14 protein-coding genes, 15 tRNA genes and 3 rRNA genes are annotated in these 24,651 nt (G+C 48.6%); 7 read left to right on the top strand and 25 right to left on the bottom strand.

The window, feature by feature from the left end; all coding sequences use genetic code 11:
* Positions 1–29 precede the first annotated feature (29 nt).
* From MHB56_RS18645 to MHB56_RS18635, 3 genes are all read left to right on the top strand, one after another.
* Entirely contained in the window at positions 30–998 is a 969-nt protein-coding gene (locus MHB56_RS18645) for a metallophosphoesterase family protein (protein ID WP_341143855.1), read from the top strand.
* A 186-nt stretch (positions 999–1,184) separates the two neighbouring features.
* Entirely contained in the window at positions 1,185–1,937 is a 753-nt protein-coding gene (locus tag MHB56_RS18640; protein ID WP_036686897.1) for a 3'-5' exonuclease, read from the top strand.
* Positions 1,938–2,110: 173 nt separating this feature from the next.
* Positions 2,111–2,863 (top strand): MerR family transcriptional regulator, encoded by a 753-nt coding sequence (locus MHB56_RS18635; RefSeq protein ID WP_076187440.1) that lies wholly within the window; start codon positions 2,111–2,113, stop codon positions 2,861–2,863.
* Between the two features lie 84 nt (positions 2,864–2,947).
* On the opposite strand, the gene aroD is transcribed toward MHB56_RS18635, so the two are convergent.
* Both aroD and rbsK read right to left on the bottom strand, forming a co-directional pair.
* Positions 2,948–3,712: a type I 3-dehydroquinate dehydratase gene (gene aroD / locus MHB56_RS18630; protein ID WP_076130672.1), complete on the bottom strand. Its 765-nt coding sequence runs from the start codon at positions 3,710–3,712 to the stop codon at positions 2,948–2,950.
* A gap of 61 nt (positions 3,713–3,773) precedes the next feature.
* On the bottom strand, positions 3,774–4,703 hold the full coding sequence (gene rbsK, locus MHB56_RS18625; protein WP_218640434.1) for a ribokinase: 930 nt from the start codon (positions 4,701–4,703) through the stop codon (positions 3,774–3,776).
* 256 nt (positions 4,704–4,959) lie between these two features.
* Here rbsK and glgP point away from each other — a divergent pair, with 256 nt between their 5' ends.
* Together glgP and katA are read left to right on the top strand one after the other, a co-directional pair.
* Entirely contained in the window at positions 4,960–6,576 is a 1,617-nt protein-coding gene (glgP, locus tag MHB56_RS18620) for an alpha-glucan family phosphorylase (RefSeq protein ID WP_076130674.1), read from the top strand.
* 262 nt (positions 6,577–6,838) lie between these two features.
* A complete protein-coding gene (katA, locus tag MHB56_RS18615) occupies positions 6,839–8,296 on the top strand; it encodes a catalase KatA (RefSeq protein ID WP_076187446.1) in 1,458 nt (485 codons plus the stop codon).
* A 151-nt stretch (positions 8,297–8,447) separates the two neighbouring features.
* Here the strand turns inward: katA and MHB56_RS18610 are convergent, their stop codons facing one another.
* Entirely contained in the window at positions 8,448–8,642 is a 195-nt protein-coding gene (locus MHB56_RS18610; RefSeq protein WP_036686883.1) for a sporulation protein Cse60, read from the bottom strand.
* A gap of 396 nt (positions 8,643–9,038) precedes the next feature.
* Here MHB56_RS18610 and MHB56_RS18605 point away from each other — a divergent pair, with 396 nt between their 5' ends.
* Positions 9,039–9,494 carry a GreA/GreB family elongation factor gene (locus tag MHB56_RS18605; protein WP_076130676.1) on the top strand — a complete coding sequence of 152 codons (456 nt, stop codon included), beginning with the start codon at positions 9,039–9,041 and terminating at the stop codon, positions 9,492–9,494.
* Between the two features lie 69 nt (positions 9,495–9,563).
* Here the strand turns inward: MHB56_RS18605 and MHB56_RS18600 are convergent, their stop codons facing one another.
* The 19 genes from MHB56_RS18600 to MHB56_RS18510 all read right to left on the bottom strand — a co-directional run bounded on the left by MHB56_RS18600 (position 9,564) and on the right by MHB56_RS18510 (position 16,593).
* A complete protein-coding gene (locus MHB56_RS18600; protein WP_076130677.1) occupies positions 9,564–10,028 on the bottom strand; it encodes a YdeI/OmpD-associated family protein in 465 nt (154 codons plus the stop codon).
* Between the two features lie 101 nt (positions 10,029–10,129).
* Positions 10,130–10,200, bottom strand: a tRNA-Gly gene (locus MHB56_RS18595).
* A 12-nt stretch (positions 10,201–10,212) separates the two neighbouring features.
* Positions 10,213–10,286, bottom strand: a tRNA-Pro gene (locus tag MHB56_RS18590).
* A 32-nt stretch (positions 10,287–10,318) separates the two neighbouring features.
* Positions 10,319–10,395, bottom strand: a tRNA-Arg gene (locus tag MHB56_RS18585).
* A gap of 10 nt (positions 10,396–10,405) precedes the next feature.
* Positions 10,406–10,480, bottom strand: a tRNA-Gly gene (locus tag MHB56_RS18580).
* A 7-nt stretch (positions 10,481–10,487) separates the two neighbouring features.
* Positions 10,488–10,572, bottom strand: a tRNA-Leu gene (locus MHB56_RS18575).
* 15 nt (positions 10,573–10,587) lie between these two features.
* Positions 10,588–10,663: transfer RNA gene (locus MHB56_RS18570), tRNA-Lys, on the bottom strand.
* A gap of 7 nt (positions 10,664–10,670) precedes the next feature.
* Positions 10,671–10,745, bottom strand: a tRNA-Gln gene (locus tag MHB56_RS18565).
* Positions 10,746–10,761: 16 nt separating this feature from the next.
* A tRNA-Asp gene (locus MHB56_RS18560) sits at positions 10,762–10,839 on the bottom strand.
* A 25-nt stretch (positions 10,840–10,864) separates the two neighbouring features.
* Positions 10,865–10,941, bottom strand: a tRNA-Met gene (locus MHB56_RS18555).
* A gap of 71 nt (positions 10,942–11,012) precedes the next feature.
* Positions 11,013–11,089: transfer RNA gene (locus tag MHB56_RS18550), tRNA-Met, on the bottom strand.
* A gap of 14 nt (positions 11,090–11,103) precedes the next feature.
* Positions 11,104–11,179, bottom strand: a tRNA-Val gene (locus MHB56_RS18545).
* A 6-nt stretch (positions 11,180–11,185) separates the two neighbouring features.
* Positions 11,186–11,257 (bottom strand) — tRNA-Glu (locus MHB56_RS18540).
* A 15-nt stretch (positions 11,258–11,272) separates the two neighbouring features.
* Positions 11,273–11,365: transfer RNA gene (locus MHB56_RS18535), tRNA-Ser, on the bottom strand.
* 5 nt (positions 11,366–11,370) lie between these two features.
* Positions 11,371–11,446, bottom strand: a tRNA-Asn gene (locus MHB56_RS18530).
* 3 nt (positions 11,447–11,449) lie between these two features.
* Positions 11,450–11,526 (bottom strand) — tRNA-Ile (locus MHB56_RS18525).
* A 57-nt stretch (positions 11,527–11,583) separates the two neighbouring features.
* Positions 11,584–11,700: ribosomal RNA gene (rrf, locus tag MHB56_RS18520) — 5S ribosomal RNA — on the bottom strand.
* A 145-nt stretch (positions 11,701–11,845) separates the two neighbouring features.
* A 23S ribosomal RNA gene (locus MHB56_RS18515) occupies positions 11,846–14,772 on the bottom strand.
* 263 nt (positions 14,773–15,035) lie between these two features.
* Positions 15,036–16,593, bottom strand: a 16S ribosomal RNA gene (locus MHB56_RS18510).
* The 16S, 23S and 5S rRNA genes sit together here with 15 tRNA genes alongside, the layout of an rRNA operon.
* A 473-nt stretch (positions 16,594–17,066) precedes the next feature.
* Between MHB56_RS18510 and MHB56_RS18505 the strand changes: the two genes are divergently transcribed.
* Positions 17,067–17,354, top strand: a complete 288-nt coding sequence (locus tag MHB56_RS18505) for a hypothetical protein (protein ID WP_076130108.1) — start codon at positions 17,067–17,069, stop codon at positions 17,352–17,354.
* A gap of 44 nt (positions 17,355–17,398) precedes the next feature.
* Here MHB56_RS18505 and MHB56_RS18500 read toward each other — a convergent pair whose 3' ends face one another.
* From MHB56_RS18500 to MHB56_RS18490, 3 genes are read right to left on the bottom strand one after another with little or no spacing between them, the layout of a single operon-like run.
* Positions 17,399–20,146: an alpha-mannosidase gene (locus tag MHB56_RS18500; protein WP_076130107.1), complete on the bottom strand. Its 2,748-nt coding sequence runs from the start codon at positions 20,144–20,146 to the stop codon at positions 17,399–17,401.
* 21 nt (positions 20,147–20,167) lie between these two features.
* Positions 20,168–23,329 carry a beta-galactosidase gene (locus tag MHB56_RS18495; RefSeq protein ID WP_445667746.1) on the bottom strand — a complete coding sequence of 1,054 codons (3,162 nt, stop codon included), beginning with the start codon at positions 23,327–23,329 and terminating at the stop codon, positions 20,168–20,170.
* The gene (locus MHB56_RS18490) at positions 23,326–24,645 is read right to left on the bottom strand and encodes a glycoside hydrolase family 125 protein (RefSeq protein ID WP_076098666.1); all 1,320 of its coding nucleotides are present in this window, start codon (positions 24,643–24,645) and stop codon (positions 23,326–23,328) included. The genes MHB56_RS18495 and MHB56_RS18490 overlap by 4 nt, the downstream gene beginning before the upstream one ends.
* Between the last annotated feature and the right edge of the window lie 6 nt (positions 24,646–24,651).

The following is a 24,651-nucleotide window of genomic DNA, read 5'->3' as shown; positions in this document are numbered from 1 at the left end:
AATATTCGATAGTAAGGGAGATTATTCTAATGAGACACAGTTTATCATTTCAGCAAGATGGCACTTTTAAAATCGTACAATTTACAGATCTGCACTGGATGGATGGAAGAGCTGAGGATCAGCTTACCGAGGCACTGATGGAACGCATTCTGGATGCGGAACAACCTGATCTTGTGGTTTTCACGGGAGATCTTATTTACACGGGTCCTGTATCACCGGGAAACAAGGCATGCGAGCACCCCGCACAAGCTTTTCGTGAGGCTGTCGCTGCCGTGGAGAGATCCGGCATCCCTTGGACCTTTGTATTTGGCAACCATGACACAGAAACTCTGATTTCAAAGAGTGAACTGATGCAAATTGCCCTGGAACATCCCCACTGCCTGACCGAAGCCGGTCCAGAAGAGCTGGAAGGCTCGGGCAATTACACTCTTGAAATTAAAGATCAGGAGGACGACTCGGCTGCTATTTTGTATTTTCTGGACTCTGGCGGCTACTCCGAGTATGAGGATATCCCGGGCTACAATTGGATTGGGCGGAATCAGATCAACTGGCTGACGGCTGAATCTGCGCGGCTGAATCCGAAGACTGCTGAGAACAGGCTGCCTGCCTTGGCTTTCTTCCATATTCCAATTCCCGAATATCGGGATGTCTGGTCTACACAAGTCTGTCATGGGCATAAGTTTGAGCGTGTATGCTCACCTGAGGTGAACTCGGGCTTATTCTCAGCTTTGCTGGAAATGGGTGATGTGCTTGGCACCTTCTGCGGACATGACCATATCAACGATTTTAGCGGCAACCTGTATGGCATACGTCTTTCTTATGGCCGTGCTACCGGCTACAATACTTATGGAAAAGAAGGCTTTATGCGGGGAGCACGCGTCATCGAACTGGTCAAAGGCACTCAAGACTTCAATACCTGGCTTCGTCTTGATGACGGATCCGTTATAAATGAACAGCCGATTCATATGCCTGAACCTGCTGCCGATTCAGGACATTAATCTTTTATAGGATTAAATTTTAATAGTGATTAAATGAACCAGTGCGCAGATGTTACGCTGGTTCATTTTTTTGTGCAAATATTAGCTTGTCTCCATATTCCCCATTACATCACTTTTTTTGTTAAAATAGAGAAGTCGACGTATTAAGCACTACAGCGTCAGTCATGGAAACGGAGGCAAGTACCTGTGGATTATATTATTCTGGACATCGAATTCAACGGCCGTAAGTTTGCCAGCGAGCACCCTATGGAGGTCATTGAGATTGGAGCCGTCCGGTTAGACTCTTCACTGCAGTATAAGGATGAATTTTCTTCCTTGATCAAACCTATATATTTCTCCACCCTGAATTCCTTTATTAAGAAAAAAACGGGTATCCCTCAAGAGGAAATCGACATTGCCGCCCGCTTCCCCAAAGTCATCACTGCTTTTAGAGAGTGGCTTGATCTAAGTACAGACGGAGTTCTGCTGCTTACCTGGGGTGGCGAAGACATGAAGCGAATCATTCAGGATGTGCGCATGCACAAGATGGACGAATCCTACTGGATGTCCGCTACGTATTTCGATTTGCTCAAAGGAGTTCTTCGTGCGCGTGGTCTTAGCAATGATGTCAGCGTGGAAAGCGCGATGGCATTGTTTGAGCTTGAGCCTACTGGATCTGCACACCGGGCGCTGGATGATGCACGGATGACGTCAGAGATCTTCCGCGCCGTGTTTAAGGATCTGGATTTTGAGCGTTCACAGCATTACGTAGATACCTTCTCCAATGCCAAAGAACGCAAAACAGTTAAGGTAGCCATAAAGGCTATGACCTCACAAAAAATTGTACCTACCTGGGACCTTGTCGTTGAACACTACTTCTCAGACAAAGCAACCCTTGCGGACCCTCGTAAGCTGGAGGAATTGCACAATTATTTCACAGCACAGATGGGCCATAAATAAATTCAAGCAGCAAAGCTCAACATTATAGACTTATTCATAGCAGCGGCAGACTTCCCCATGATCATTCAGAGGGTAGCTGCCGCTGTTTTGGATATGCTAAAAAAACCATTTGACCTTCACGTTACGTAAAGGTGTACATTTGATTTGTAGGAGGTGATACTACGGAATACACAGTGCAGAAGCTCGCAGAGTTAGCTGGAATCAGCACACGGACCCTGCGCTACTACGATGAGTTTGGCATTCTTAAGCCGGCGAGAATCAACTCTTCGGGGTATCGAATCTATGGCCGTACCGAAGTAGATCTACTACAGCAAATTTTATTTTATCGGGAGCTTGGCTTAAGTCTGGAACGTATCAAGGCTATTATGACAGAGCCCTCATTCGACGGAGCCAAAGCGCTGCGGGAGCATCATGACAAGCTACTGGAAAAAAGACAGCAATTAGATCTATTAATCGCTAACGTCGAAAAGACGCTGGCTCAAAAAGAAGGGAGAATTACCATGAGTGATACTGAAAAATTCGAAGGCTTTAAACAAAAGCTGGTAGATGACAACGAAAAGAAATATGGCCAAGAAATAAGGGAGAAATACGGAGATGATACCATTAATCAATCCAACCAAAAGCTTAAAGGAATGACAGAAGATCAATATGCCGCTATACAACAGCTTGAGGAAGAGATGTTCGAAACACTCTTGCAAGCAATGGAGCATGGAGACCCTGCCAGTGTATTAGCGCAAAAAAGTGCAGACCTACACCGTGAGTGGCTCTCCTTCTACTGGAATTCCTATTCCAAAGAAGCTCATGCTGGTGTTGCACAATTGTATGTTGATGATGAACGTTTTACCGAATACTATGACAAACGCCGCCCTGGACTCGCTGCGTTTCTAAGAGATGCCGTACATGTATATACGGGAAAAAATGCGTAAGCGCACGAACAATATTTTAAAATAGAAAAAGGCATCCGGATACTCCGGATGCCTTTTTTTTGAGGCAATAGCAATCAGCAGAAATCACAGACTGCGGTGCAGCAGCGACAATGTATTCCGAAGCTCAGCGACAGCTACCTGGCCAGGTGCAGAAGGTTTATGTGCAGCTCCGAAGGTAAGCGCTGAACCAAAAACTTCACCTGCCAAACGGCTGATCACCCCGGCTCCCGCCATAGACATCGTTATAATCGGACGGTCTGCATATTTTTCCTTCATGATATGTGTAGCTTCCAGCAAAGTTAACACATCGCCTGCATCTTGGGGCATAACGGCAATTTTGGGCAAATCCCCGCCAAGCTCCTGCGCCTTGCATAACCGTGAGATGATCTCCTCTTTAGGAGGTGTACCCTGAAAATCATGATTTGAAATAATGACAGACACGTTATGAGCATGAGCAGCTTCGACCAGTAGCTTTACATCCTGCTCATCATTAAATAGTTCAACATCTATTATATCTACTAGACCGCTCTCGGCAGCAGCTTTATTCAGTGCTGTGTAATATTCCGTGCTGACTTGCTTCTCTCCACCTTCTTTTGCACTCCGAAAAGTAAAAATCAGCGGCAGATCTGGAATCACAGAACAGATTTCGCTTAGTGCGTTCTTTACAGCTGCAACGTCTTCCACTTCAGCAAAAAAATCCGTCCGCCACTCCACCAAATCAGGTTGCAGTACTTTCAGCGCTTCCGCTTCCTGCTTCAGCTCAGACAAGGTCGCTCCAATTAGCGGAACACATATCTTAGGGATTCCTTCGCCGATGATCACATTTTTAACGGTTACTGTTCTGCTCATTATTTAAGCTCCTTATCCTATCTCATCTAGTATAGATCTTGAATATCCTGTACTGTCTATTCTACAGCGATTTACGTTTTAGAAACTGCTCGACCTCGGACAACTGCGGCAATGAAGGGATCGCCCCTTCTTTCCCTACAGCCAATGCACCTACAGCATTAGCGAAGCTCACGGCTTCCTCCAAGGTCTTCCCTAAGACCAGCTGCTGGGCTAATGCGCCATTAAATGAGTCACCGGCAGCAACTGTATCTACCGCCTTTACCGGGAAGCCTGGAACAGCCTTGGCACCTTCAGCATTCACAATCAGGGCACCTTTTGAACCCAAGGTTACAATTACGTTCTGTACTCCTTTTTGCAGCAAAATACGGGCTGCCTGCTCAGCAGTCTCTGCGCTATCCACAATCATTCCGGACAAAATCCCGGCTTCCGTCTCATTAGGTGTCAGGTAAGATACCTGAGCCAGCATCTCATCCTTTAGCACTCTAGCTGGTGCAGGATTAAGGATGACCGGAATCCCCTTACGATGGGCAATCGCAATCGCCTGCTCACTCATCGCCAGATCCATTTCAAGCTGCAGCACAATGATCTTAGCCTGGCTAATCACAGCCTCCAATGCCTGAATATCCTCTACCGTAAGCTCAATATTCGCTCCAGGTACCACGATAATCCGATTTTCTCCATCTTCTTCAATAACGATTGAGGCGACTCCTGTTGCCTCATGTTCACTTACAGAAATATGCTCTATATGAATGCCTTCATTCCTGATAATCTCCAGCATTTCGCTACCAAAGGTATCTTTTCCAACTCTTCCGATCATACTAACCTCTGCACCCAGACGTGCTGCGGCAACGGCCTGATTTGCCCCTTTTCCGCCAGGAGATAGAGCAAAGGCTTGTCCAATCAGGGTTTCTCCTGCATTTGGTGACCGGTTTGTACGTACCACCATATCCATATTCAAGCTTCCAATCACAACTATATCCAACTTAGACACCACCATTAATTATTTCTTCAATCTCTTTATCTTAGGGGCTTCTGTCCACTTTATCAATCAATTCCGCTCAATTGGATTCAAAATGGTTGTTTTCACCAAATTGACGTTATGCTTTTATTCATCGAGTGTGCTAGAATAGTGGTGCAATCGCTTCCACAATGATTGCCTGCACTATTTTGAGCAAACGTTTGCACCTAAGATAATGCCCGCAGCTTCACTGCAATTTAATCTAATCCGTGATTAGGAGGCTTATCAAGTGAACGAACAAAAATTACCGTCAGTCGCTTATTTTAGTATGGAGTACGGGCTGCATTCCGATTTCAAAATGTATGCCGGAGGTCTGGGCATTCTTGCCGGAGACTACATCAAGGGTGCAAAAGATATCAACGCCCCTATCATCCCTATTGGGCTGAAGTGGAAACAAGGTTACACGGACCAAAAGATTGATGCCAATGGCAATCCGTACGACTCCTATCACAATTATGTTTATGAGTTTCTTGAAGATACAGGGGTTAAGGTAACTGTTAAAGTCCGAAAAACCGATGTGGTATGCAAAGTATGGAAAACTGATTATTTTGGCAACAGCACATTGTATTTACTGGATACGGATATTCCCGAGAATAATGATGCCTGGATCACAGGCCAATTGTACGGCTGGTTCGGCGAAGAACGGATCGCACAAGAGATCGTACTTGGGATTGGTGGAGTCAAAGCTATGCGTGCACTGCAAATCCCTATTGATGTCTATCACTTCAATGAGGGTCATGCGGCTCTAGCGGCTATCGAGCTAATCCGTGAAAAAATGTCCGGAGGCCATACCTTCGAAGAAGCGTGGAAAGCTACTCGCGAAGAAGTCGTATTCACTACCCACACACCAATCAAAGAAGGCAACGAAACCCATCCTCTCGACCGACTTGAGTATATGAGTGCGTTCAACGGCTTAACCCGTGACCAGATGGAGCGGATCGGCGGCGAGCCATTTAATATGACGGTTGCAGGTTTAAGGCTATCACGTATCTCCAACGCAGTAGCCCAGCTACACGCCGATACGGCTAATAAAATGTGGAAGGAAGTAGCCGGAAGATCAGAAATTATAGGCATTACTAATGCCATCCATACTCCTACCTGGGTAGATGATAGAATGACGCAAGCCTACGAACAGGATGGAGACTTATGGGCAGTGCATAAAGAGATCAAGGGCGAACTGATCCAGTTCATCAAAGAACGTTCCGGCATTAGCTTAAATGCTGACAATTTACTCATCGGCTTCTCACGCAGAGCAGCTCCATATAAACGAAGCGACCTGATCTTCTCACAGCCAGAAATTATCGAACCTTATCTGGAGTCTGGAAAGATACAAATTGTATTCTCCGGCAAAGCGCACCCACTCGATGATAACGGTAAAAAAATCGTCAGTAACCTAGTAGCGATGATGAAAAAGTATCCAAAGAGTGTTGTGTTCCTCGAGAATTACGATATGACGATTGGCGCCCAGCTGACGCGCGGTGCTGATATTTGGCTCAACAATCCACGCAGACCATTGGAAGCCAGCGGCACCTCCGGGATGAAAGCAGCTATGAACGGTGTATTGAACTGTTCTATTCTGGATGGCTGGTGGCCGGAAGCCTGCATCGATGGTGAGAATGGCTGGCAGATTGGAGACGGCTTCGAAACTACAGACTTTGAGGTGCTGGATAAGCATGATAGTGATGCACTGTACGACACCTTATTGAAACGTGTGCTCCCAACCTTTTACGAGAATCGTGAACAGTGGGTACAAATGATGAAAAAGAGTATCGAAACCACCCGTACGGAGTTTGCCACCAAAAGAATGTTAGATGAATATTACAACAGAATGTACATTAAAGCCTAAGTACAAGAACCGAATATCTTCTATATCAAAAAATACAGCGCACCCCTTCAGTGATGGTAGGGATGCGCTGTTTCTTTTTTAATTCTGCTAAGTAATTAATCACTTTGTCTATCATATATATCTGAATGTGCCAACGATGTATTGACGATTACCACATATTGTAATGAGTCAATTATTTAAAAAGTGTTGCAATTTCTCTAAAAAACATTAATATAGAACTTATACTAAATCTAAAATCAAATCTCATGAGGTGATTCTATTAATGAGCTCCAATAATAATAATCTTACAACCAGCTGGGGTGCTCCAGTAGGCGACAATCAGAATTCAATGACAGCCGGTGACCGCGGTCCCACTTTACTGCAAGATGTCCATTTGCTTGAGAAATTAGCCCACTTTAACAGAGAACGTGTTCCTGAACGTGTCGTTCATGCTAAAGGTGCTGGCGCTCACGGGTATTTTGAAGTTACAAAAGATCTAACCCAATACACAAAAGCTAACTTTTTGTCTGAAGTAGGCAAACGTACACCGTTGTTCATTCGTTTTTCTACTGTAGCTGGTGAATTAGGTTCTGCTGATACCGTACGTGACCCTCGTGGATTTGCCGTGAAGTTCTATACTGAAGAAGGAAACTATGATCTCGTAGGTAACAATACGCCTGTATTCTTCGTTCGTGATGCGATTAAATTCCCGGACTTTATTCATACACAGAAACGTGATCCACAGACACATCTGAAGAACCCGAATGCTGTATGGGACTTCTGGTCTTTATCGCCTGAATCTTTGCATCAGGTAACGATTTTGATGTCGGATCGCGGAATTCCAGCTACACTGAGACATATGCATGGGTTCGGTAGCCATACCTTCAAGTGGGTAAATGCCGAGGGCAATGCAGTCTGGGTGAAATACCATTTCAAAACAGAACAAGGCATTAAGAATCTAGATGCAGACCTTGCTGCCAAAATCGCTGGGGAAAACCCGGATTATCATACAGAGGACTTGTTTAATGCTATTGATAAAGGAGATTTCCCTGCTTGGAAGCTCTACGTGCAAATTATGCCAATCGAGGATGCGAAGACTTACCGTTTTGATCCATTTGATGTAACAAAGGTCTGGTCGCAAAAAGATTATCCGTTAATCGAGGTTGGCCGTATGGTATTGGATCGCAATCCGGAGAACTACTTCGCTGAAGTAGAACAAGTTACATTCTCCCCCGGCTCTTTCGTTCCTGGTATTGAAGCTTCGCCGGATAAATTGCTACAAGGCCGTCTGTTCGCTTATGGTGATGCACACCGTCACCGGGTTGGTCCCAACCATAACAGTTTACCTATCAACCGTCCAAAAGTAGAAGTGAAGAACTATCAACGTGATGGTGGTATGGCCTTGGGCAACAATGGCGGTTCCGGTGCCTATTACGAGCCTAACAGCTTAGGAGGACCTAAAGAATCACCGCAGCATAAAACATCGCCGTTCGAAGTCTCTGGTTATGCGGATAGTGTCTCCTACAATAGTGACGATCACTATACACAACCAGGTGACTTGTACCGTCTAATGTCTGAAGAAGAACGTACCCGTCTAGTTCAAAATATCGTTGGCGCTATGACTCCTGTTGAAAGTAACGATATCAAACGTCTCCAGATTGAGCATTTCTTTAAAGCTGATCCAGACTTGGGACAGCGTATCGCATCCGGTTTGGGTTTATCTGTACCAGACGGAATGTAAGATTGTAAATGCACTTATAAACTAAAGAGGACCTTTGCCCGTAGATGGGAAAGGTCCTCTTTTTGCTAATTAGCTGAAAACATAATAAATGATGACAATCACAACGCCCAGCGTGGAGACAATGGATAGACATGAAAAAAACGTGTTCCAGTTATTGCCTTTCATTTGTCTTATACACGACCAGTATAGTGGTTCTTTGGTGCTCTGCCCCATCACGTGATGATTTAACTACCGAACCGTAACAGATATTCACAATCTGTTCCTCCCGTAGTCCTGCCAGGAACTCATTAGCTTTATTCTCTGCATAAGAATTGTCAGCATCTACAAACTCTTTAACTTGAATCATCCTGATCTCCTCCTTTAATAAATTAAGTAGTTATTTTATAGTTCTGGAATCTATATGTGAACTCAACGAAATGTACATGGCGTATCACTCCCCAGGTAACAATTAATGTAAAAATATCTTCAAAATACAGTATAGGCATTTCGCAGTTTTCTACGAAATGCCTATGCATCAGCCTATCATAGCACCCAAGTATGTAATAGTCAAAGGTTTTCATTACAATATTTAGAAGGTTTTAATTCCCCTTTTAAAATGGATTGGATTTACAAATAGAAGCTGGTATACTGATCAGAAGGTCTCCATTGGGGGACCTCTATTTGTATAGGAGGGATTTTAAGATGGCAACACACCATAACAGGTTTACAAGGAATGTGCTACTTAGAGGGGGTGAAATCTACTATGAACCATAGTCTTATCTATGAAGGCTCACGGACACAGCTGCTTCAGCAGCTTATCTATTTTGATGAGGAAAAAATCGCATTTCTAAATCAGTACTTTCCGGTACGGAGCAAAGATAGAAGCAACGCTGAAACGCTGTTATCCCGTTATTGCTCCGAGCTGGAACAATTACTAACTGAGTTCAATGGTGAAGATTTAAATTCACAGGTCTTTATCGGAAGTCAGCTGCAGCTTCGTTACTTGGACGATAATACTACAGATATCTATACCATCGTATTTCCTAACCAAGCAGAACCTAACAATAACAAGATTTCTATGTTGTCACCTATAGGCATGCAGCTGCTGCTGGCTGAGCTCGGCAGTACTTGTCAGCTAGCGATTCCTTCAGGTCAACTAGAGGTGAAGATCGAAAGCATTAAGTTCGTGAATAATGGTGAAGTAGGCGTTCTTATATAAGGACGATCCCTTATATACCCGCTACAGCAGCGTCCCTTTCCAGATATTAAGGAGGAGGACGCTGTTCTATTATTTAAGCCTCAAACCTTCTTCCAGCTTATTAACTGACTTCTGGATCCTTGCTGCTCTGGTTTCCGGTCTTTTCGCCCCTTCGATCCAGCTCACATATTCCTTCCGATAGGAATAAGCCAAGCTGTTATAATACACCTCTGCCTGCTCATTGCTGCTTAGTGCGTCCAGAAAATCTTCTGGAGCTTCTATCTCTCGCAATTGATGATCTTGTTCCATTGTCACCCGTACTATATCTCCAGGTTGAGCATGGGCTAAGTCTCGCAGTTCTTTTTTCACGACCATAAAATGTTTCCCATTACCATGCGGCATGAGTGTTCCTTTATAGGGAATGTCATTCAGGCTTCCTTTAACTTGTATCCTTGATTTAGTTTCATATATTTGTTCAGCGTCAAAAGGAACCGTAAGATATGTCCAACTCCCATTCGTATCTGGTCTGACTAACCTTGCTTCAAATTCAAACATTGGCCCCTCCTCAAATAAAATCTCTAGTTCCTATTGTATCCATACGTGCTTAACTATACAAAAAAACACCCGCCTAATACCGGCAGGTGTTTCTCTTTATAAGCGGGTGATGGGAATCGAACCCACGCTATCAGCTTGGAAGGCTGAAGTTCTACCATTGAACTACACCCGCAAAGGTATAAAATCGGGATGACACGATTTGAACATGCGACCCCCTGGTCCCAAACCAGGTGCTCTACCAAGCTGAGCTACATCCCGTTAACAATACTATAACTGCTTAGTAATAAAAATGGCGCGCCCTGAGAGATTCGAACTCCCGGCCTTTTGATTCGTAGTCAAACGCTCTATCCAGCTGAGCTAAGGGCGCAAAATCTATATGGAGCGGACGACGGGAATCGAACCCGCGACCCTCGCCTTGGCAAGGCGATGCTCTACCGCTGAGCCACGTCCGCAAAAACATGGTGCGCGTGAAGGGACTCGAACCCCCACGTCGTGAAACGCCAGATCCTAAGTCTGGTGCGTCTGCCAATTCCGCCACACGCGCACACTTTAAAGAAAATGGTGAGCCATGAAGGACTCGAACCTTCGACACCCTGATTAAAAGTCAGGTGCTCTACCAACTGAGCTAATGGCTCTCATAAATGGCTGGGGATATAGGATTTGAACCTATGCATGACGGAGTCAAAGTCCGTTGCCTTACCGCTTGGCTAATCCCCAATAATAATTAACTAAATGGCGGAACCGACGGGATTCGAACCCGCGATCTCCTGCGTGACAGGCAGGCATGTTAGGCCAACTACACCACGGTTCCATAGACATAATGCATAAGTGTAAATTGGTTGCGGGGGCAGGATTTGAACCTGCGGCCTTCGGGTTATGAGCCCGACGAGCTACCGGGCTGCTCCACCCCGCGTCATTAATTAGTATATACTATTCATTTTCACCATACCAGCTTATCCCTAAACATAATGTATAAGAGTAAATTGGTTGCGGGGGCAGGACTTGAACCTGCGACCTTCGGGTTATGAGCCCGACGAGCTACCGGGCTGCTCCACCCCGCGTCAGTGAAAAAAAATGGTGGAGGCTGAGGGGATCGAACCCCCGACCCTCTGCTTGTAAGGCAGATGCTCTCCCAGCTGAGCTAAGCCTCCATGATATGACCCGTATGGGATTCGAACCCATGTTACCTCCGTGAAAGGGAGGTGTCTTAACCCCTTGACCAACGGGCCATGCTAATAATTTTATGGCGGAGAGAGAGGGATTCGAACCCTCGAGACGCTTGTGGCGCCTACACGATTTCCAATCGTGCTCCTTCGGCCAAACTCGGACACCTCTCCATAAATGGCTCCCCGAACAGGACTCGAACCTGTGACAACTCGATTAACAGTCGAGTGCTCTACCAACTGAGCTATCAGGGAATATGGTGGGCCTTAGTGGACTCGAACCACCGACCTCACCCTTATCAGGGGTGCGCTCTAACCAGCTGAGCTAAAGGCCCTTCTAAGACATATTAATATTAAGGGCAAAAAAAATACCACGGGTAATGTGGTTGTCCGCTTGGCGGCGTCCTACTCTCCCAGGACCCTTCGGTCCAAGTACCATCGGCGCTGGAGGGCTTAACGGTCGTGTTCGGGATGGGTACGTGTGGAACCCCTCCGCTATCGCCACCAAACGGGCATTTACAGCGTAAATGCTCAGGCTTAATCGCCTGAAAACTGAATCCGAATTGAATTTGCGTCGCCCGTCATCTCTTCGGGGCCCCCGGAAAGTATTCGGAATTAGCTTCGCAGCCTTTTCTTCACTTTTTGGGGTATTTTTAGGATAAGCCCTCGACCGATTAGTATTGGTCAGCTCCATGCATTGCTGCACTTCCACCTCCAACCTATCTACCTCGTCGTCTTCAAGGGGTCTTACTAATTGGGAAATCTCATCTTGAGGGGGGCTTCACGCTTAGATGCTTTCAGCGCTTATCCCGTCCGTACGTAGCTACCCAGCCATGCTCCTGGCGGAACAACTGGTGCACCAGCGGTACGTCCATCCCGGTCCTCTCGTACTAAGGACAGCTCCTCTCAAATTTCCTGCGCCCACGACAGATAGGGACCGAACTGTCTCACGACGTTCTGAACCCAGCTCGCGTACCGCTTTAATGGGCGAACAGCCCAACCCTTGGGACCTACTTCAGCCCCAGGATGCGATGAGCCGACATCGAGGTGCCAAACCTCCCCGTCGATGTGGACTCTTGGGGGAGATAAGCCTGTTATCCCCAGGGTAGCTTTTATCCGTTGAGCGATGGCCCTTCCATGCGGTACCACCGGATCACTAAGTCCGACTTTCGTCCCTGCTCGACTTGTAGGTCTCGCAGTCAAGCTCCCTTATGCCTTTGCACTCTGCGAATGATTTCCAACCATTCTGAGGGAACCTTGGAACGCCTCCGTTACTCTTTAGGAGGCGACCGCCCCAGTCAAACTGCCCGCCTGACACGGTCCCCGTACCCGGTAAGGGCACTAGGTTAGAACCTAGATACGATCAGGGTGGTATCCCAACGGCGCCTCCACCGAAGCTTGCGCTCCGATTTCTACGGCTCCCACCTATCCTGTACAGATCGTACCCAAATTCAATATCAAGCTGCAGTAAAGCTCCATGGGGTCTTTCCGTCTTGTCGCGGGTAACCTGCATCTTCACAGGTATTAAAATTTCACCGGATCTCTCGTTGAGACAGCGCCCAAGTCGTTACGCCATTCGTGCGGGTCAGAATTTACCTGACAAGGAATTTCGCTACCTTAGGACCGTTATAGTTACGGCCGCCGTTTACTGGGGCTTCGGTTCATAGCTTCGGGTTACCCCTAACCACTCCCCTTAACCTTCCAGCACCGGGCAGGCGTCAGCCCGTATACTTCGCCTTGCGGCTTCGCACAGACCTGTGTTTTTGCTAAACAGTCGCTTGGGCCTTTTCACTGCGGCCCCCTCGTGCTATTCACACTACCGGGGCACCCCTTCTCCCGAAGTTACGGGGTCATTTTGCCGAGTTCCTTAACGAGAGTTCTTCCGCGCGCCTTAGAATTCTCTTCTCGCCTACCTGTGTCGGTTTGCGGTACGGGCACCTTCTCCTGGCTAGAGGCTTTTCTTGGCAGTGTGAGATCATGACCTTCGCTACTACAATTTTCGCTCCCCATCACAGCCCAGCCTTAATGATGTGCGGATTTGCCTACACATCAGCCTCACTGCTTAGACGGACATCCATCAGTCCGCGTCACTACCCTCCTGCGTCACCCCATCGCTCATAGCGGATTACGGTGGTACAGTAATTTCAAACTGTTGTCCTTCGACTACGCCTTTCGGCCTCGCCTTAGGTCCCGACTTACCCTGAGCGGACGAGCCTTCCTCAGGAAACCTTGGGCTTTCGGCGGATCAGATTCTCACTGATCTTTTCGTTACTCATACCGGCATTCTCACTTGTGTAGTGTCCAGCGCTCTTTTCAGTACACCTTCAACCCCTACACAACGCTCCCCTACCCCAGATACATACGTATCTAGCCATAGCTTCGGTGGTGTGTTTAGCCCCGTTACATTTTCGGCGCAGAGTCACTCGACCAGTGAGCTATTACGCACTCTTTCAATGGTGGCTGCTTCTAAGCCAACATCCTGGTTGTCTGTGCAACTCCACATCCTTTCCCACTTAACACACACTTGGGGACCTTAGCTGATGGTCTGGGCTGTTTCCCTTTTGACAATGGATCTTAGCACTCACTGTCTGACTCCCGGCAATAAGTATATGGCATTCGGAGTTTGACTGAGCTTGGTAATCCTTGCGGACCCCGCACCCAATCAGTGCTCTACCTCCACTACTCTTATACCGAGGCTAGCCCTAAAGCTATTTCGGGGAGAACCAGCTATCTCCGAGTTCGATTGGAATTTCTCCGCTACCCCCACCTCATCCCCGCACTTTTCAACGTACGTGGGTTCGGGCCTCCAGTGCGTGTTACCGCACCTTCACCCTGGACAGGGGTAGATCACACGGTTTCGGGTCTACGTCCACATACTAATTCGCCCTATTCAGACTCGCTTTCGCTGCGGCTCCACCTTCTCGGCTTAACCTTGCATGTTAAACGTAACTCGCCGGTTCATTCTACAAAAGGCACGCCATCACCCATTAATAGGGCTCTGACTTTTTGTAAGCACACGGTTTCAGGTTCTATTTCACTCCCCTTCCGGGGTGCTTTTCACCTTTCCCTCACGGTACTGTTTCACTATCGGTCGCCAGGTAGTATTTAGCCTTAGCAGATGGTCCTGCTGGATTCATACGGGGTTTCACGTGCCCCGCACTACTCGGGATCCGTCTCGGAGAGAATACAGTTTAGGTTACAGGGCTTTTACCTCTATCGCGGGCCTTTCCAGACCTCTTCACCTACCATATTCCTTTGTAACTCCATGTGAGACGTCCCACAACCCCTAAGAGCAAGCTCTTAGGTTTAGGCTGTTCCGCGTTCGCTCGCCGCTACTGACGGAATCACTATTGTTTTCTCTTCCTCAGGGTACTTAGATGTTTCAGTTCCCCTGGTCTGCCTCTACATTTCCTATGTATTCAGAAATGAGTAACTGCGAATTACCACAGCTGGGTTTCCCCATTCGGACACCCCCGGATCAAAGCTTGCTTACAGCTCCCCGAGGCAGTTTCGTTGTTCGCCACGTCCTTCGTCGGCTCCTGGCGCCTAGGCATCCTCCGTGTGCTCTTATTAGCTTAACCTTGATTCTTCCGCAGGAAAATATCATACGATGACATTCTCTTTGGAATCATCTCACTAATAACATTTACTTGTTTGCACAAGTTGCTAAAAGATGTTCTAAAACGCAAATTCGTTTCGGTATCCAGTTTTCAAGGATCAAGTCTTACTTGAGAGCTTAAACTCTCAAAACTGAGCAACGAGTGAGTAACAGGCCTAAACCTGAGATTGTGGAAGTTAAACTTCCGATTTGAATGTTCTCATTGCAGAGAACGATTCTCCATAGAAAGGAGGTGATCCAGCCGCACCTTCCGATACGGCTACCTTGTTACGACTTCACCCCAATCATCTACCCCACCTTCGGCGGCTGGCTCCCTTGCGGGTTACCCCACCGACTTCGGGTGTTGTAAACTCTCGTGGTGTGACGGGCGGTGTGTACAAGACCCGGGAACGTATTCACCGCGGCATGCTGATCCGCGATTACTAGCAATTCCGACTTCATGCAGGCGAGTTGCAGCCTGCAATCCGAACTGAGACCGGCTTTGATGGGATTGGCTCCACCTCGCGGCTTCGCTTCCCGTTGTACCGGCCATTGTAGTACGTGTGTAGCCCAGGTCATAAGGGGCATGATGATTTGACGTCATCCCCACCTTCCTCCGGTTTGTCACCGGCAGTCACTCTAGAGTGCCCAGCATTACCTGCTGGCAACTAAAGTTAAGGGTTGCGCTCGTTGCGGGACTTAACCCAACATCTCACGACACGAGCTGACGACAACCATGCACCACCTGTCTCCTCTGTCCCGAAGGCCGCTGCTATCTCTAGCAGATTCAGAGGGATGTCAAGACCTGGTAAGGTTCTTCGCGTTGCTTCGAATTAAACCACATACTCCACTGCTTGTGCGGGTCCCCGTCAATTCCTTTGAGTTTCAGTCTTGCGACCGTACTCCCCAGGCGGAGTGCTTACTGTGTTAACTTCGGCACCAAGGGTATCGAAACCCCTAACACCTAGCACTCATCGTTTACGGCGTGGACTACCAGGGTATCTAATCCTGTTTGCTCCCCACGCTTTCGCGCCTCAGCGTCAGTTACAGCCCAGAAAGTCGCCTTCGCCACTGGTGTTCCTCCACATATCTACGCATTTCACCGCTACACGTGGAATTCCACTTTCCTCTTCTGTACTCAAGCCACCCAGTTTCCAGTGCGACCTCAGGTTGAGCCCAAGGTTTAAACACCAGACTTAAATAGCCGCCTGCGCGCGCTTTACGCCCAATAATTCCGGACAACGCTTGCCCCCTACGTATTACCGCGGCTGCTGGCACGTAGTTAGCCGGGGCTTTCTTCTCAGGTACCGTCACTCCGGTAGCAGTTACTCTACCGGACGTTCTTCCCTGGCAACAGAGCTTTACGATCCGAAAACCTTCATCACTCACGCGGCGTTGCTCCGTCAGGCTTTCGCCCATTGCGGAAGATTCCCTACTGCTGCCTCCCGTAGGAGTCTGGGCCGTGTCTCAGTCCCAGTGTGGCCGTTCACCCTCTCAGGTCGGCTACGCATCGTCGCCTTGGTGGGCCGTTACCCCACCAACTAGCTAATGCGCCGCAGGCCCATCCCTCAGTGACAGATTGCTCCGTCTTTCATTCTTCTCTCAGGAGAAAAAAGAAATTATCCGGTATTAGCTACCGTTTCCGGTAGTTATCCCAGTCTGAAGGGCAGGTTGCCTACGTGTTACTCACCCGTCCGCCGCTAAGTTATTTTGAAAGCAAGCTTTCAAAATAACTCCGCTCGACTTGCATGTATTAGGCACGCCGCCAGCGTTCGTCCTGAGCCAGGATCAAACTCTCCAATTAGTATTGAAAAGAGCGATATGCTCATTTTGAAACATCTGACGAGAAAATTAATTCTCTAATTTTGGATTTCACTTACGTGATTTCCTACTCACTCGTTGTTCAGTTTTCAAAGATCAAGTTCTCGTTGGCGCCGTTTAATGTCTCAGCAGCAACTCTTATACTATATCATGTTCAGCTATTTAATGTCAAGCTCTTTTTTCAACTTCTTTTTCGAGCTCGGCATGTGTACTTCTTGGCCGGACTTAGAATATATCATGTATAGAGATTCATTGCAAGCTTTATTTTAAAAAAACTAAACACATACTTCTCCGCAATTGTATCGCAACCGTATTCCCCTTTTCCGCGTCTATCTATTTAACATCAGAGCCCCTTCATACATAGGTATCAATTCCATTATTTTTTGGCAAAGAGGTGATTCATATAAAGACCTTGCATGATCTCTAGCTTCCCTCTAAAAGGAGGTTGGAGAATCAATGAGCAGAAGTGTGAAAAAGCAACCCGTGTGCAGCGACCAACAGAAAGATGGTTCATCATGGGATAAAAAACAAGCCAATAAAGCCGTCCGCCGTTACCCTGGCGACATCCCTAAAGGGAAATGGTATCAGAAACTGTATAACAGCTGGAACATTTGCGACTACAGCTTTTACCAAACTAAACAGCAGGCGATTCATGAATGGGAAACAAACAATTGGATCCAGATGAGATTCCCCTCCCGCCAAGAGGCCATTCAAGATTGGCACAAGTCTTATAGAAGAAAGTAAATCAAAAGATGCCCCGGCAGGGAAGCCCCGGGACATCTTTTTACTTAGAAGCTTAATTTCGCACCTACAGTTACAATCTCAGATGGTCCGACCTCTAAGTGGTGAACCGAAGACGTTGCTCCTTGTAAAGCAGGGTTAGGCTGCTCTAAGATATTGCTTTTAAATAAATACTCTTGAGGACTGTTCACTTTCAGTTGCAACTCTGTCTGCTGAGCGGACATATTGTACCAACGCAAAAACAAGTCGCCGGAAGCTCCGTTCATTTTCATGGATGAGAAGGCCATGTTGTCTCCCTCCCAAACCAATGGGGTATATCCAGAGTTCAACTTCCCGCTATGCAGGCCGGTCTGACATACCGTCCAAGGAGTCTGGAATTGATAGGCCTCTGTAAATGCCCGTTGTTCACTTCCCTCACCAGAATGAGGAATCAGCTCCAGTTGTGCTGTGTATTCGCCCAGGCACTGAGCTTCCGGAGTTGGGAACCAGCCCCAATCCCCCAATTCCCCTACGCTGCGTAGCAAGGTGACGGCAATAGTATTGCGTCCATCCCGCAGAACCTCATATTCGTTCAATCCCTGGTTGGCTACCGTAAGTCCTACATTGCCATTGCTGACATCGACAAAGGATTGCTGATGTTGAGTGTTGCTCGGATTTGCCCATTCTGGTGCCGGATTATTGTCCCGTGTAGCCACTTCAAACATAGAATCCACACGATGCACATCGGTAGACAGATCGGTCGGGAACAGCATTCGTATCCGGTGATCCTTGGCTTGGTTATTAATTGTGGATTCAATATGCACACCTTTGCCTTCCCGCTCCAGCGATACGACGGTACGAAGCTTCAAAACCACCGTATTTACACTCCGCTGCGCTTTACGCTCAGGATAATACACAAGTGCACGCTGTTCCGCCTCCAAGGTGTCATCCGCCGAAGCCGGAATCTCCCAATCTATTCGGATCTCAATGGCCGCACGGAAGGGAGAGTCTTCAATCACCTTAATAACTGCAGGCTGGCCTTTGGTCGTCAGCGCTTGTTCACCTTCTGGCTGCTTGTACATGTATTCATTGCCTACGTCTCCGGTATTCTCGTAAATCCCCAACTCACGATAAGTGGTACCGCTATGCTTATCCAATAACGTAAATGAACCATCCTCAGCAACAACTACCTTGAGAGATGCATTCTCCAAGCTGCGCTCTCCTTCTATTAAAGAGCTTCCCTGAGCGGATTCCGTAGTTGATTGTACCCAAGCGTAAGTACAAAGCCCAAGTGCAGGCACATTGCGTGCTTCAAAAGTAAGTCTCACTTTGCGGCACATATACGGCTGACGGAATTGGTCATCAGGCAGATCATAACCAAAGTTTAAACCCAGATCTTCCACTGTAGACGCTAATTCCTCCCCTGTGTGATCGACGAGAATCCTGCCGGACAAATCAACAGCCAGCATTCTGCGGGCGGTCTCATCCAAAGGATAACCCTCGCGCAGATATAACCGTTCAGCATCCAGCTCTATAGTTACCGTTCCCGTACGCTTCCACCCCGTGGTATTCATCACTATAAAAGGAACTGCATCTTCCCCGTATGCGGAAAAGCCAGAAGTCTCCACTTGATCTGCGATAAACTTAGCACTGTCATCTATGATGCTCTCAGCAACATGCCGGCTTTTATCAAAACGAGTTACCATCTCACGATGCACTTCATCCACACTACAACCACAGATACTGTCATGCGGATGGTTCTGCATCAGCGTCTTCCAGGCATAGGTGAATAGATGGTGCGGGTAGTCCTGTCCGGACAGGCGGGCGATGGAGGCCAGCGGCTCGGCTACTTTTTCCAAAAGAGTCTGGCCCAGCTGGTTCATCTGCTTCAAATAAACCCGGGCTGAGGCTGTGTTCACTAAGGTGCCCCATCCGTCAGTACGCTGGCTGCGCAGTTCCCCTGTAACGGTGGAGAGCTCCCGCTGACCCGAGGATAATTGCTGATCCAAGGCTTGCAGATAGTCCGGGAAATTTGAATGCACGAACTTCACTTCAGGGTATAGCTTTTCGGCGGTGCGGATAGCTTCCGGCAAATCCAATTGCAGAGGCTGGTGGTCGCACCCGTTCATGAACAATAACTCCCCCGTTGAAGCATACTTCTCTGCATCCGCAAGCTTACGGTCCCAGAATTCCCGAGCCGCACCTTCCTCAACAGGAACTTCATTGCCGTTAGAATACCAGTTGGCAAATAGGATACCGAGAATTTTGGATCCATCCGGCCCTTCCCAGATCAGCTCGGAGAAAGAGGACTCATAACCTGCATCCGATACAGTGTTGTTAAATCCCGTAGGCTTCACCCCGCGTCCAAAAAAAGCATTCGTAATCCCTGACTGCAACATCAGCTGCGGAGTCTGTCCGACCAATCCAAACGTATCGGGAAAATAGCCGATTTTGGAAGGCTCGCCGTATTTCTCGGCATCCTGATGGCCGATCTGCATATTCCGCACATTTGCCTCGCCGCTCGTCAGGAACGCATCCTGCAAAATGTACCAAGGTCCAATCAAGATTCGCCCATCCCGGATATACTTCTCCAGCTTCTCTTTGTTCTCTGGCCGAACCTGAAGATAATCCTCCAGAATAATGGTTTGCCCATCGAGGTAAAAACTGCGGAAGGCGGAATCTCCGTCCAGCTTCGCAAGCAGTGCATCCACCAGCTGAACCAGACGGACGTGGTGTTTCTCATAGGGCAAATACCATTCACGGTCCCAGTGAGTATGGGACACGATATGGGCTGTTTTGGTTGTTGTGTGGGTCATCTGTGTGTACACCTCAGTTCTTCAGCATTTATTAAGCGTAATGTTAACCTCTTCAGGTCTGTAGACAGCTACCAGCTTGCCCGCTGAATCAGCTGCAAACAACACCGAACGTTCTTTCTCCAGTAAAAATGAGTAATGAGCTCCAGTTGCAGGATCTTTTATTTCAAGTTCGGCATCCCAGGCGTATTCAGATACGAAGATATACAATGAACCTTCTGCAAAAGCAAGCTTTCGCCCGTACACACCTGGCAGGTCTCCACCGCTGATCCATTCCAGCCCGGTTTCGATACCTGCGGCTTGTGCAGCATATTGGTAGAGCGCGGCGATCGGCTCGTCGCGGTCATTCAGTTCTAAAGGTAGCGGGCACCAGATCAGGCGACCTGTGCCAAGCTGGCGTTCGATGAGGTGATCACCCACACCACCTGAGCTAGACGAATCAACATCTGCATTTGCTGGCGTTTCTTTGACTAGCTCCGCGATTCGCTTCTGTCCATAGGACACCGCAAACTTGCGTCCGTTCAATAGAAGCTGCTCCTCACGGCGCATGTTACCAAGTTTACGGGCTCCTACTATTGCGTCCATACGATCCGAAGGCTGCCAATACGCATCAACCCCCAATGCTCCAGTAATGAGCAGAACGGCACCTGTACGCTCCACTATGTCCAGCAATTGCTGAAGGGCGTCATTATCCAGATTGTGCACACTCGGCAGGAGAATCAACTTAGCCGGCTCTGCCTCCAGCGGAGCCAGATCGTATTCCGATACGGCGCGGAAAGGCAAATGAAGCTGATAAGATAAGATCCGCGTCAGGCGGGTAGTCGCATCATAGGCGAGCTTCCGGTTAGAGAAGTCATTAGAGTAAGGGAAAACCACGGCAATCTCTTCCAGCTTCCGCCCGTCAAATAATCCCCCGGCTTCGCCGATGAACCGCCCAAAATCATAAGACACATCCGCTTCCGGCTTCTCAGTCCCATCGGCCCGCAGCGCACCGATCTGTGATTCATTGGCATTATCCATATAAAAGTTCGTGTTCCAGATCCATTGCACAGCCCCGGCACCTCCAGAAGCAAACGCATAGGCATATTTGCGCTCCAGCATGGCCCGCAATTCTTCCTCACTGCGTTTAGCCCGTCCGTCTGGCGTCTCTACGTACATGATGCCGGTCTCCTGAATGAGGTTCGGTTTATGATGGGTTTTGGCAAAAATTCCATCCCAGAGCAGATTGTCATTCAACCACCAGCTGTGAACAGTGGTGTAATCGACATCGCGCTCATAAAAGAACGGCGATGGCCGTTGGGCACCTAAAGCCTCATCCTGCCCTACGGTCACTAAATGATCTGGGCAGAGTTCCTTGATAGTCCCGCTAAGCTCCCTTGCCCATACGTTGTGCATGTCCATGGAGAACAGGCAGTAGTCGAGCCAACGTGTGCCGCGCTTCCCGGAATGAATATCCTGCACACTAAAGTTAATCTCTTCTCGCTCAGGAGGTTGTGCAGCCGCAAAATCCGGCAATTCCAGCGGCGTCATATTCCAGCGCTCTTGCAGCAAAGTTATATCACCATGGCGTTCTTCCAGCCAAGCAGAGAAAGCAGCGTGTTCATATTTATCTCGCGCCGAGCTCGGTCCGTCCGAGAAAATCCGCGGCGGATCGAACATTGACGGTTCATTGATCAAATCCCAATCGACATGGGTTGTCGTGCGATGCCGTGCGATGATGGAGCGGATGAACCGTTTTTGCGCTTCTACACTGCGCGGATCGAGATAAGGATTCGTCCCTTCCCAAGTCTCCGGCGTAAAGGAGAAGAACGTAAAGGTAACCTGCAGCTCATGCCGCTTCGCAGTCAGTAGAAAAGCATCAATCGCCCGCAGCACTTCTTCCGAGGCGTGACCGTCTACCTGCATAATATTCCGGTAGGCTGTCCAGATGCCGGTACGAATCCAGTTGATGCCTGCCTTCCGCATCTGTGCCATATCCCGATCCCACACATCAGCATTTGGCAGGAATAGAAATTTCCGCGCTACGTCAGAGGTCATATAAGTCATGCCGACAACAGGTAAAGGCTGACCGTCTTTGATAAAATAATCTCTTCCAGCCTTAATCGGTTCCCCCTGCGATAACAGGCCCACGTCATATCCCCAAAAGCCTTGACGCAACATCCGCACTTCGCCTTCTTCCGATACAGCATGGCAAGAAAGATGATACAGGCCAGGTTGAATTTCTACAGCAAGCGGTACACGTAGGAAGTTCAGCTCGCGACTGACCTCAAGCTTGCACTCATGAGTGAAACATGGAATAGACTCCCCGTCTTTGCTCAGAGTGATGTTCAGGGTCCACTGCGCTGCTGTCGGTGACGATTGGCTACGGCTTAGCCGCTGACCCTGCAAAAACAGCAGCGGCCGCTCGCCTTCTTCATAAGAAGCATAGTTAGGCTTCAGCCACAGCTCTGTTACTCCCCGAGCGGCAAAGGTTGCCCAGCGGGTTAATGCTTCCGTTCCGCCTTGATTCCAGAAATCAGGCGTAAGCGGTTGGCCGATGAAGATCCAGCGGCCACCGGCAAAAGGCCCGCCGATATGCTCCCACAGCACAGCTGGAGCTGAAACTTCCCTTCCGGCGGCGGTAATGCCCTTAAGCAGCGGATAGATCCGCGTGTCCATGGGTCCACTGGAACCCATCTGCTCCGGCAAGTCACTGCTTTTAGTGACATGCGGCACCAGGTTCCAGGTATCCGCCAGAGCCAGCAGCTGCTCATCGCCTACGAAGAGCGGAATGTCTCTAAGCGCGACATGCTGCTGTATGCGATCTGCGCTGCTCACACGCAGCGCTTCATGGATATGCAGCTGGCGGTGATAGGCAGTCTGCTCAGCTTCGACCCGCCACTCTTCAGCGACTAGGCGGACTGGATGCTTAAACGGGGCACCGCCAATGCTGATCAAGCTGCCGCCTCTGCTCAAATAGGCGACGATGGAAGGCCAAGCCTCCTTCGGGAAGTACGGAGCATGGAAGCTAACGAAGCAGTCCCCGGCCTTGGCGCTGTCCAGCGTTTCGGCCAGCTGTGCTGCATGAACAGGAGGGGCAGTATGATGTATTCCTATAGACTGTACCTGTTCCGCTGTCAGTCCGCCCGCTGCGGTATACCCGGGAAAAGACGGGTCCGCGAACAGGATGATACGGCCCCCGCTCACAGAATACCTTCCTTCATCGCCCGATAGACAAGCTGCGAGAACAAACTGTTCGACCATGCAAACCAGCTGCGGGTAAATACACTAGGATCATCCACATGGAAGCCTTCATGCATATATCCGGTTCCGGCATCCGTACTTTCCAGCATCGCTATCAGTTCCAGCTTCTCTTCGGCAGTCTGAGCCGTAATGCCCTGCATAGACAACGCCATATGCCAGATATAGTTCTCCGGAGTGTGCGGGCTGCCGATCCCTTTGGCAGCTGTGCCTTCATAATAGAACGGATTTTCTTTGCTCAATGCGAAACGTCTGGTGTTCTGGTAGATGGGATCATCCGCCGAAGCGTAACCCAGATACGGAATGGAGATCAGTCCGGGCGTTCCCGCATCGTCCATTAGGCAGTAATTGCCGAAGCCGTCGGTCTCATAAGCATAAATCGGACCAAACTCCGGATGGCGATAAATGCCATAGAGCTTGATGCCATGATCCACTTCAAATTCCAGCTCTTTAAGTTCAGCCAGGAAGTCTAGATCGCGGAAGACCCACTCCGCGAATTCCTGCATCTGGCGCAGCGCGACAACAGCGAACATATTGCCAGGAATGTTGTAGTGGAAATCACAGGCATCATCGCTGGACCGGAAGCCCGACCAGATCATTCCGGTATAGTTCACCGGCATGCCGAGACCGCTATTGCGCAGAGAATCTTCCGGAATGCCGTTATTGCGGCTGAACCGGTACGGAGACTGCTCGAAATGCCGCTGTTCTCTTTTGAACAAATCGAAAATCTGGCGCATGGCCGACTTGAACCCAGCGTCGAAGAAATCAGTCAGGCCCGTCTCTTTCCAGTAGGTATAAGCGAGGCGCACAACAAAACATAACGAATCAATCTCAAATTTACGCTCCCACACCCATGGCGACATCTCGGTCACATCCGTAGTGTTCCAGTGCCAGTCATTGGCCGACTCGTTAAATGCATTGGCGTAAGGATCGATATGAATATATTGAATATGGCGTTTGATAAGACCGCCGATAATGCGCTGGAGATCGGGATCGTTTTTGGCCAGAGGCACGTATTGAATTACCTGCTCCACTGAATCACGCAGCCAGGAGGCCGGAATATCGCCGGTAATCACAAAGGTGGTTCCGTCATCCAGCAGTTTAGTCGTCGTCTCCAGCGTATTCGGAAAACAGTTCTTGAACAGCTGCAACAGCTTCGGGCGATGTGCCAGCTTCTCCTCTGCTTCGGCAAGCACTTCTTGTACGGCCTGCGGCAGCGGCAGCTGGGGCATTGCTATTTTGGGTAATCGGAATTGTTCCAAGTGAGT

Source organism: Paenibacillus sp. FSL H8-0315, assembly GCF_038005365.1.
In the GTDB taxonomy this organism is placed as follows: domain Bacteria; phylum Bacillota; class Bacilli; order Paenibacillales; family Paenibacillaceae; genus Paenibacillus_AQ; species Paenibacillus_AQ odorifer.
The sequence above is the reverse complement of the archived record's forward strand: the minus strand, read 5'-3'. Positions and strand labels throughout refer to the sequence as shown.